The sequence below is a fragment of the Pseudomonas fluorescens genome (assembly GCF_902497625.1).
Taxonomy (GTDB): domain Bacteria; phylum Pseudomonadota; class Gammaproteobacteria; order Pseudomonadales; family Pseudomonadaceae; genus Aquipseudomonas; species Aquipseudomonas fluorescens_BQ.
This window is the reverse complement of the sequence record NZ_CABVGX010000049.1, coordinates 35155-44542: the sequence shown is the minus strand read 5'-3', so window position 1 is coordinate 44542 and position 9388 is coordinate 35155. Positions and strand designations below refer to the sequence as shown.

8 protein-coding genes, 4 tRNA genes and 2 rRNA genes are annotated in these 9388 nt (G+C 53.2%); all 14 read left to right on the top strand.

Going from position 1 to position 9388, the window contains the following annotated elements:
• Positions 1–2628 (top strand): 23S ribosomal RNA (locus tag F8N12_RS23205); the annotation flags it as partial.
• 168 nt (positions 2629–2796) lie between these two features.
• Positions 2797–2912, top strand: a 5S ribosomal RNA gene (rrf, locus tag F8N12_RS23200).
• A 143-nt stretch (positions 2913–3055) separates the two neighbouring features.
• Positions 3056–4015, top strand: coding sequence for a bifunctional biotin--[acetyl-CoA-carboxylase] ligase/biotin operon repressor BirA (birA, locus tag F8N12_RS23195; RefSeq protein WP_150582445.1), 960 nt, complete (start codon positions 3056–3058; stop codon positions 4013–4015).
• The gene (locus F8N12_RS23190) at positions 4005–4754 is read left to right on the top strand and encodes a pantothenate kinase (RefSeq protein ID WP_150582444.1); all 750 of its coding nucleotides are present in this window, start codon (positions 4005–4007) and stop codon (positions 4752–4754) included. The genes birA and F8N12_RS23190 overlap by 11 nt, the downstream gene beginning before the upstream one ends.
• A 7-nt stretch (positions 4755–4761) precedes the next feature.
• Positions 4762–5202 (top strand): hypothetical protein, encoded by a 441-nt coding sequence (locus F8N12_RS23185; RefSeq protein WP_150582443.1) that lies wholly within the window; start codon positions 4762–4764, stop codon positions 5200–5202.
• 142 nt (positions 5203–5344) lie between these two features.
• Positions 5345–5429 (top strand) — tRNA-Tyr (locus F8N12_RS23180).
• Positions 5430–5452: 23 nt separating this feature from the next.
• Positions 5453–5526 (top strand) — tRNA-Gly (locus F8N12_RS23175).
• Positions 5527–5552: 26 nt separating this feature from the next.
• Positions 5553–5628, top strand: a tRNA-Thr gene (locus F8N12_RS23170).
• Positions 5629–5713: 85 nt separating this feature from the next.
• Positions 5714–6907 carry an elongation factor Tu gene (tuf, locus tag F8N12_RS23165; protein WP_150582442.1) on the top strand — a complete coding sequence of 398 codons (1194 nt, stop codon included), beginning with the start codon at positions 5714–5716 and terminating at the stop codon, positions 6905–6907.
• A gap of 53 nt (positions 6908–6960) precedes the next feature.
• Positions 6961–7036, top strand: a tRNA-Trp gene (locus F8N12_RS23160).
• Between the two features lie 45 nt (positions 7037–7081).
• The gene (secE, locus tag F8N12_RS23155; RefSeq protein ID WP_009045851.1) at positions 7082–7450 is read left to right on the top strand and encodes a preprotein translocase subunit SecE; all 369 of its coding nucleotides are present in this window, start codon (positions 7082–7084) and stop codon (positions 7448–7450) included.
• Positions 7451–7459: 9 nt separating this feature from the next.
• A complete protein-coding gene (gene nusG / locus F8N12_RS23150; protein WP_007896622.1) occupies positions 7460–7993 on the top strand; it encodes a transcription termination/antitermination protein NusG in 534 nt (177 codons plus the stop codon).
• Between the two features lie 117 nt (positions 7994–8110).
• Positions 8111–8542 carry a 50S ribosomal protein L11 gene (gene rplK / locus F8N12_RS23145; RefSeq protein WP_003210097.1) on the top strand — a complete coding sequence of 144 codons (432 nt, stop codon included), beginning with the start codon at positions 8111–8113 and terminating at the stop codon, positions 8540–8542.
• Positions 8542–9237, top strand: coding sequence for a 50S ribosomal protein L1 (rplA, locus tag F8N12_RS23140; protein ID WP_007896626.1), 696 nt, complete (start codon positions 8542–8544; stop codon positions 9235–9237). The genes rplK and rplA overlap by 1 nt, the downstream gene beginning before the upstream one ends.
• The last annotated feature ends 151 nt before the right edge of the window (positions 9238–9388 follow it).

Sequence of the window (9388 nt, the reverse complement as noted above, 5' to 3'; positions counted from 1 at the left end):
CCCTTAAGTGGCTTTGAGATTAGCGGAACGTTCTGGAAAGTACGGCCATAGTGGGTGATAGCCCTGTACGCGAAAATCTCTTAGTCATGAAATCGAGTAGGACGGAGCACGAGAAACTTTGTCTGAATATGGGGGGACCATCCTCCAAGGCTAAATACTACTGACTGACCGATAGTGAACTAGTACCGTGAGGGAAAGGCGAAAAGAACCCCGGAGAGGGGAGTGAAATAGATCCTGAAACCGTATGCGTACAAGCAGTGGGAGCCCACTTTGTTGGGTGACTGCGTACCTTTTGTATAATGGGTCAGCGACTTATTTTCAGTGGCGAGCTTAACCGAATAGGGGAGGCGTAGCGAAAGCGAGTCTTAATAGGGCGTCTAGTCGCTGGGAATAGACCCGAAACCGGGCGATCTATCCATGGGCAGGTTGAAGGTTGGGTAACACTAACTGGAGGACCGAACCGACTACCGTTGAAAAGTTAGCGGATGACCTGTGGATCGGAGTGAAAGGCTAATCAAGCTCGGAGATAGCTGGTTCTCCTCGAAAGCTATTTAGGTAGCGCCTCATGTATCACTGTAGGGGGTAGAGCACTGTTTCGGCTAGGGGGTCATCCCGACTTACCAAACCGATGCAAACTCCGAATACCTACAAGTGCCGAGCATGGGAGACACACGGCGGGTGCTAACGTCCGTCGTGAAAAGGGAAACAACCCAGACCGTCAGCTAAGGTCCCAAAGTTATGGTTAAGTGGGAAACGATGTGGGAAGGCTTAGACAGCTAGGAGGTTGGCTTAGAAGCAGCCACCCTTTAAAGAAAGCGTAATAGCTCACTAGTCGAGTCGGCCTGCGCGGAAGATGTAACGGGGCTCAAACCATACACCGAAGCTACGGGTATCATCTTAGGATGATGCGGTAGAGGAGCGTTCTGTAAGCCTGTGAAGGTGAGTTGAGAAGCTTGCTGGAGGTATCAGAAGTGCGAATGCTGACATGAGTAACGACAATGGGTGTGAAAAACACCCACGCCGAAAGACCAAGGTTTCCTGCGCAACGTTAATCGACGCAGGGTTAGTCGGTCCCTAAGGCGAGGCTGAAAAGCGTAGTCGATGGAAAACAGGTTAATATTCCTGTACTTCTGGTTATTGCGATGGAGGGACGGAGAAGGCTAGGCCAGCTTGGCGTTGGTTGTCCAAGTTTAAGGTGGTAGGCTGAGATCTTAGGTAAATCCGGGATCTTAAGGCCGAGAGCTGATGACGAGTGTTCTTTTAGAACACGAAGTGGTTGATGCCATGCTTCCAAGAAAAGCTTCTAAGCTTCAGGTAACCAGGAACCGTACCCCAAACCGACACAGGTGGTTGGGTAGAGAATACCAAGGCGCTTGAGAGAACTCGGGTGAAGGAACTAGGCAAAATGGCACCGTAACTTCGGGAGAAGGTGCGCCGGTGAGGGTGAAGGACTTGCTCCGTAAGCTCATGCCGGTCGAAGATACCAGGCCGCTGCGACTGTTTATTAAAAACACAGCACTCTGCAAACACGAAAGTGGACGTATAGGGTGTGACGCCTGCCCGGTGCCGGAAGGTTAATTGATGGGGTTAGCTAACGCGAAGCTCTTGATCGAAGCCCCGGTAAACGGCGGCCGTAACTATAACGGTCCTAAGGTAGCGAAATTCCTTGTCGGGTAAGTTCCGACCTGCACGAATGGCGTAACGATGGCGGCGCTGTCTCCACCCGAGACTCAGTGAAATTGAAATCGCTGTGAAGATGCAGTGTATCCGCGGCTAGACGGAAAGACCCCGTGAACCTTTACTATAGCTTTGCACTGGACTTTGAATTTGCTTGTGTAGGATAGGTGGGAGGCTTTGAAGCGTGGACGCCAGTTCGCGTGGAGCCAACCTTGAAATACCACCCTGGCAACTTTGAGGTTCTAACTCAGGTCCGTTATCCGGATCGAGGACAGTGTATGGTGGGTAGTTTGACTGGGGCGGTCTCCTCCTAAAGAGTAACGGAGGAGTACGAAGGTGCGCTCAGACCGGTCGGAAATCGGTCGTAGAGTATAAAGGCAAAAGCGCGCTTGACTGCGAGACAGACACGTCGAGCAGGTACGAAAGTAGGTCTTAGTGATCCGGTGGTTCTGTATGGAAGGGCCATCGCTCAACGGATAAAAGGTACTCCGGGGATAACAGGCTGATACCGCCCAAGAGTTCATATCGACGGCGGTGTTTGGCACCTCGATGTCGGCTCATCACATCCTGGGGCTGAAGCCGGTCCCAAGGGTATGGCTGTTCGCCATTTAAAGTGGTACGCGAGCTGGGTTTAGAACGTCGTGAGACAGTTCGGTCCCTATCTGCCGTGGACGTTTGAGATTTGAGAGGGGCTGCTCCTAGTACGAGAGGACCGGAGTGGACGAACCTCTGGTGTTCCGGTTGTCACGCCAGTGGCATTGCCGGGTAGCTATGTTCGGAATAGATAACCGCTGAAAGCATCTAAGCGGGAAACTAGCCTCAAGATGAGATCTCACTGGGACCTTGAGTCCCCTGAAGGGCCGTCGAAGACTACGACGTTGATAGGTTGGGTGTGTAAGCGCTGTGAGGCGTTGAGCTAACCAATACTAATTGCCCGTGAGGCTTGACCATATAACACCCAAGCAATTTGCTTGCTCTAACGAGCACCAGATTGCGGTGACTGTGAAGACGACACGAACCGAAAGTTCGCACGCTTTGCTCACAAGCAGCACACAAAACTATCACATACCCATTCGCTGGAGCGTGAACCGAAAGGTGAACGACCTGGCTACCGAATTTCTTGACGACCATAGAGCATTGGAACCACCTGATCCCATCCCGAACTCAGCAGTGAAACGATGCATCGCCGATGGTAGTGTGGGGTTTCCCCATGTGAGAGTAGGTCATCGTCAAGATTAAATTCCGAAACCCCTATCTGCGTATGCAGGTAGGGGTTTTGTTTTGCCCGCAGGAAAGTGGTGCCGAAATAGATACACCAACATATGCAACTGCACGGAGCATGGCTATCATGCGGGCCTCATTGTGAGGCGAGACTTGCATGCTGACGTTGTTAAAGCTTCTAAAAGATGGCCGATTTCATTCAGGACAAGCCCTGGGCGCTGCATTGGGCGTCAGTCGCAGCGCTGTTTGGAAGCAGCTTCAGCATCTCGAGGCGGAGCTTGGTTTATCTATCCATAAGGTGCGAGGGCGTGGTTATCAGTTGGCTGCGCCGCTGACGCTACTCGACGCTGCTGCGATAAAGCAGGCGGCGGCTTCTTGTGATTGGTCCGTCCTGATTTTCGATTCTATTGATTCCACCAATGCTGAAGCGCTCCGCGCTATACAGCGCGAGGAGCCTGCGCCGTTTTTGGTGCTCGCCGAGAGGCAAACTGCGGGGCGGGGCCGGCGAGGTCGCAAGTGGGTGAGTCCATTTGCCGAAAATATCTATTACAGTCTCGTACTGAGGATTGAAGGTGGCATGCGGCAGCTTGAGGGTTTGAGCCTTGTAGTAGGGCTGGCCGTGCTGCAAACGTTAAGAGAGTCAGGAATTCAGAATGCAGGCTTGAAGTGGCCCAATGATCTGCTCGTCGGACAGAAAAAGATCGCAGGGATATTGCTTGAGCTGGTGGGCGATCCTGCCGATGTTTGTCACGTAGTCCTGGGTATTGGTATCAATGTGAACATGCAGTCGGCAGATGAGGTTGACCAGTTGTGGACCTCAATGAAGCTTGAGTCAGGCCGATCTTTTGACCGCAATACGCTAGTCGCCTTCCTGGGAGAAACGCTGCAGAGCTACCTGAATAGACATAAGGTTGGCGGATTTACTGCGATCCAATCCGAGTGGGAGCAAAATCATTTATGGCAAGGGCGTGCGGTGTCATTGACTGCTGGAGCTAATCAAATAGAGGGTGAAGTCCTGGGCATTGATAGTCAGGGTGCTCTTCGCCTGAAGGTGGGTGGTGTGGAAAAAGTCTTTAGTGGCGGCGAGCTTAGTTTGAGGTTGCGCAATGATTCTTGAGCTCGACTGCGGAAATAGTTTTATCAAGTGGCGTGTAATCGCCGCCAAGGCCCGGCCGCCAGTCGGGGAAGGCGTTGTTGATTCCAACGTTGCTTTGCTCGAGAGTCTTCACGCGCTTGCCCCGCTCTCACTTCGGTTCTGTCGATTGGTCAGTGTCAGAACTGAAGAAGAGACGAATGCATTGATATCCCTTTTGACGACGACGTTTGACGTTTCCGTGTCGAGTGCGGTGCCTGCTCGCGAGATGGGCGGCGTTCGCAATGGCTATGAGGAGTTCGAGCGCTTGGGGCTCGATCGCTGGCTCGCCATGCTTGGCGGGTTTCATTTGGCTGCGGGTGCCTGCCTTGTGCTTGATTTCGGCACAGCCGTAACCGCAGATTTTGTGAGCAGTGACGGTGAGCATCTGGGAGGATTCATTTGTCCCGGCATGCCTTTGATGCGTAATCAGCTGCGCACCCACACACGCAAGATTCGTTACAGCGACCTGGCTGCAGAGCGTGCTTTGGAAAGCTTGGTGCCTGGTCGCTCAACTGTTGAGGCAGTCGAACGGGGGTGTTCGCTCATGTTGCGGGGCTTCGTCCTGACACAGATCGATCTGGCGCGCAGCTACTGGGGAGACGACTATTCGGTCTTCTTCACCGGTGGAGATGCTGAACTGGTTTCCGGAATAGTGCCGCAGGCCAGGGTGGTGCCGGATCTAGTCTTTGTCGGCTTGGCTATGGCGTGTCCCTTGTCCTGAGGTTTTTATGCGTTGGTTGTTTCTGCTGCTGCTTGTCCTCAACGTGTTCTATTACATTTGGCATTGGCAAGAGGCGCCTCTGCGCGCAAAGGATGTCACGCCATTAAGCTTATACAGGGGTGGTCAGCAAGATATACGGTTACTTAGTGAGTCAGCGGAAACAACGCCCGATACGACAGCAGCCACGGCGGCTAACAACGGTTGCTTGTATCTGGGCGGCTATGGTCGTCAAGAAACTGCTCAGGCGGTTGAGCGTCGTTTGAGCGGTATGCAGATCGACTTCCAGTCCTTGGCAAAGGATCTGCCGGAATTGGCTGGTTACTGGGTGCGCGTAGCGCCCGAGAGTCGACGCTGGTTGGGTGATGTGCAGCTGCGAAACCTTTCCAGAGAATTCAATGAGTTAAAACATAAAATAATGCCTTGTGAGGGGCTTGCACCTATCGAATAGTTTGCATAGAATGGCGCCCGCTTCGCAGTGAAGACCTTTGATGGTCAGCAGTGTGTAGCGAGGTCAACGCAGCTAACCTCAGGTTTTTAATGAGAAAATGCTTGACAGAAGGTCGGCATGATATAGAATGCCGGCTCGCTTAGGAGGGGTTCCCGAGCGGCCAAAGGGATCAGACTGTAAATCTGACGTCTACGACTTCGAAGGTTCGAATCCTTCCCCCTCCACCATTTTTAGCGAGAGTTGCAAGCTCGCGGGTATAGTTTAGTGGTAGAACCTCAGCCTTCCAAGCTGATGATGCGGGTTCGATTCCCGCTACCCGCTCCACGTTTGCGGATCTTGCACAGTGTTACGCTCTTGTAGCTCAGTTGGTAGAGCACACCCTTGGTAAGGGTGAGGTCAGCGGTTCAAATCCGCTCAAGAGCTCCATATAACAAGGCAGATATGAAAATATCTGCCTTTGTTTTAATGGCTTGTTTGACTTGTAAAAAATCTTCTCCTGAGGGTGATTTCGATGGCTAAGGAAAAGTTCGAACGTAATAAGCCGCACGTCAACGTAGGCACCATTGGTCACGTCGACCACGGTAAAACTACTCTGACTGCAGCCTTGACTCGCGTCTGCTCCGAAGTGTTCGGTTCGGCAAAAGTTGACTTCGACAAGATCGATAGCGCCCCAGAAGAAAAAGCTCGTGGCATTACCATCAACACCGCTCACGTGGAATACGATTCGGCCGTGCGTCACTACGCACATGTGGACTGCCCTGGTCACGCCGACTACGTAAAAAACATGATTACCGGTGCTGCACAGATGGATGGTGCAATTCTGGTTTGCTCGGCCGCTGATGGTCCGATGCCGCAAACCCGTGAGCACATCCTCCTGTCGCGCCAGGTTGGCGTTCCGTACATCGTTGTCTTCCTGAACAAGGCTGACATGGTAGATGACGCGGAGCTGCTTGAGCTGGTCGAGATGGAAGTACGCGACCTGTTGAGCACTTACGATTTCCCAGGTGATGACACTCCGATCATCATCGGTTCGGCGCTGATGGCGTTGAATGGTCAAGACGACAACGAGATGGGCACTACTGCCGTCAAGAAGCTGGTCGAGACCTTGGATACTTATATTCCGCAGCCTGAGCGCGCTATTGATAAGCCGTTCCTGATGCCGATCGAGGATGTGTTCTCGATCTCTGGTCGCGGTACTGTCGTGACTGGTCGTGTTGAGCGTGGCATTGTCCGCATTCAGGAAGAAGTCGAGATTGTTGGTCTGCGCGACACGGTCAAGACGACTTGCACTGGTGTGGAGATGTTTCGCAAGCTGCTCGACGAAGGTCGTGCAGGTGAGAACTGCGGCGTATTGCTGCGTGGTACCAAGCGTGATGATGTTGAGCGTGGCCAGGTATTGGTCAAGCCGGGCACCGTCAAGCCGCACACCAAGTTCACTGCTGAAGTCTATGTTCTGAGCAAGGAAGAGGGCGGTCGTCATACGCCATTCTTCAAGGGCTACCGTCCACAGTTCTACTTCCGTACGACTGATGTGACTGGTAACTGCGAGCTGCCGGAAGGTGTTGAGATGGTTATGCCAGGTGATAACGTTCAGATGACCGTTACCCTGATCAAAACCATAGCGATGGAAGATGGTCTGCGTTTCGCCATTCGTGAGGGCGGTCGTACCGTCGGCGCGGGTGTCGTGGCAAAAGTCATCGAGTAAGTTGTTGTAATGTCTTTTTCAGGCCGGCATAATGGTCGGCCTGATTTTGTTTTAGGTCAGTAGCTCAATTGGCAGAGCGACGGTCTCCAAAACCGTAGGTTGGGGGTTCGATTCCCTCCTGACCTGCCAGATTCACTTGGTGGGTTTGGCTTTCTTTTCACAGGATCTTCATAGATGACTCCTAAAGCTGAAGCTCAAGGCTCTCGCTTCGATCTGCTCAAGTGGCTAGTAGTAGTTGCTTTGGTGGTTGTTGGCGTTGTTGGCAATCAGTATTACTCTGCTTCGCCGATCCTGTACCGCGTACTTGCATTGCTTGCCATTGCTGCTGTAGCTGCCTTTGTAGGCCTGCAGACAGCCAAGGGCAAGTCTTTCTTTGTACTGGTTAAGGAAGCTCGCACCGAGATTCGTAAAGTCGTATGGCCAACTCGCCAAGAAACCACGCAGACCACTTTGATTGTTGTGGCTGTTGTACTGGTAATGGCGTTGCTGTTGTGGGGTCTTGATTCCCTGCTCGGCTGGCTTGTTTCCTTGATTGTCGGCTAAGGGTGTCCCGTGGCTAAGCGTTGGTACGTTGTGCATGCTTACTCCGGTTACGAGAAGCATGTCATGCGCTCGTTGGTAGAGCGCGTAAAGCTGGCTGGCATGGAAGATGGCTTCGGCGAAATTCTGGTTCCCACTGAAGAAGTGGTGGAAATGCGTAATGGCCAGAAACGCAAAAGCGAGCGTAAGTTCTTCCCAGGTTACGTGCTGGTCCAGATGGATATGAACGAGGGTACTTGGCACTTGGTCAAGGATACTCCTCGGGTGATGGGTTTCATCGGCGGTACTGCTGATAAGCCTGCACCGATCACAGATAAAGAGGCAGAAGCAATTCTGCGTCGTGTTGCTGATGGTAGCGACAAGCCGAAGCCGAAGACGTTGTTCGAGCCAGGTGAGTCAGTGCGTGTCAACGACGGGCCGTTTGCCGATTTTACCGGCACGGTTGAAGAGGTTAACTACGAAAAGAGCCGGATCCAGGTGGCAGTGCTCATTTTCGGTCGCTCTACTCCGGTAGAGTTAGAGTTCAGCCAGGTCGAAAAGGTCTAGCTGAACATGCATCCCAACCCCGCAGCCCTAGGCTGTGGGGTTTTGTCGTCACTGGGATAAACGCGCAAGTAACCGGGGAGCCTTTCGAGGCGTTCGAACCCGTAATTGGAGTGCCTCATGGCCAAGAAGATTACCGCTTACATCAAGCTGCAAGTGAAGGCCGCTCAGGCTAACCCAAGCCCACCTGTTGGTCCTGCACTGGGTCAGCACGGCGTGAACATCATGGAATTCTGCAAAGCTTTCAACGCCCGCACCCAGGGTATTGAGCCAGGCCTGCCGACTCCAGTGATCATCACTGTCTACAGCGACCGTAGCTTCACTTTCGAAACCAAATCCACCCCTGCTTCGGTTCTGCTGAAGAAGGCGGCCGGTCTGACTAGCGGTTCCGCTCGTCCGAACACCGTTAAGGTTGGCACTGTAACCCGTGCTCAGCTGGAAGAAATCGCGAAAACCAAAAACGCGGATCTGACTGCAGCTGATATGGATGCAGCCGTGCGCACTATCGCCGGTTCTGCTCGTAGCATGGGCCTTAACGTGGAGGGTGTGTAATGGCTAAGTTGACCAAGCGTCAAAAGGCTATCGCCGGCAAAATCGAAGCAGGCAAGTCCTACAACTTTGTAGACGCTGCCGCTCTGCTGGCTGAGCTGTCGACCGTCAAGTTCAGCGAGTCGTTCGACGTTGCCGTGAACCTGGGCGTTGACCCGCGTAAATCTGATCAGGTCGTTCGTAGCGCTACCGTGCTGCCACACGGCACTGGCAAGACCGTTCGCGTTGCCGTGTTCACCCAGGGTCCAGCTGCTGAGGCCGCTCTGGCTGCCGGCGCTGACCGTGTAGGTATGGACGATCTGGCTGCCGAAATGAAAGGCGGCGACCTGAACTATGACGTCGTTATCGCATCCCCGGATGCCATGCGCGTTGTGGGTCAGTTGGGTCAGATCCTCGGTCCACGTGGTCTGATGCCTAACCCTAAAGTCGGCACCGTAACGCCAGACGTAGCCACCGCGGTTAAAAACGCCAAGGCTGGTCAGGTTCGTTATCGCACCGACAAAAACGGCATCATCCATACCTCCGTTGGCAAGGTCGGCTTTGATGCCGTCAAGCTGAAGGAAAACGTTGAAGCCCTGATCGCTGATCTGAAGCGTATCAAGCCAGCTTCCTCGAAAGGTATCTACGTCAAGCGCGTTACCCTGAGCACCACCATGGGTCCAGGTCTGGTCATCGACCAAGGCTCGCTCGACGCGTAAGACACAGGTTGGCGCAAGCGATTGCGCCAATTGAAAGATTGGGGTCCCTGCCTGGCGGGGGCTATCCAAGACCGTAGGCGACGAAAGTCTTAAACCTCAAGCCTACGCAGATGGTGCTCCCGGTTCCTTACCGAATCAGACACCAAAACGA

Bases quoted from the DNA above. Each gene is read 5' to 3' on its own strand.
- birA (WP_150582445.1), top strand. From the start codon at position 3,056: ATGCTGACGTTGTTAAAGCTTCTAAAAGATGGCCGATTTCATTCAGGA.
- F8N12_RS23190 (WP_150582444.1), top strand. From the start codon at position 4,005: ATGATTCTTGAGCTCGACTGCGGAAATAGTTTTATCAAGTGGCGTGTA.
- F8N12_RS23185 (WP_150582443.1), top strand. From the start codon at position 4,762: ATGCGTTGGTTGTTTCTGCTGCTGCTTGTCCTCAACGTGTTCTATTAC.
- tuf (WP_150582442.1), top strand. From the start codon at position 5,714: ATGGCTAAGGAAAAGTTCGAACGTAATAAGCCGCACGTCAACGTAGGC.
- secE (WP_009045851.1), top strand. From the start codon at position 7,082: ATGACTCCTAAAGCTGAAGCTCAAGGCTCTCGCTTCGATCTGCTCAAG.
- rplK (WP_003210097.1), top strand. From the start codon at position 8,111: ATGGCCAAGAAGATTACCGCTTACATCAAGCTGCAAGTGAAGGCCGCT.
- rplA (WP_007896626.1), top strand. From the start codon at position 8,542: ATGGCTAAGTTGACCAAGCGTCAAAAGGCTATCGCCGGCAAAATCGAA.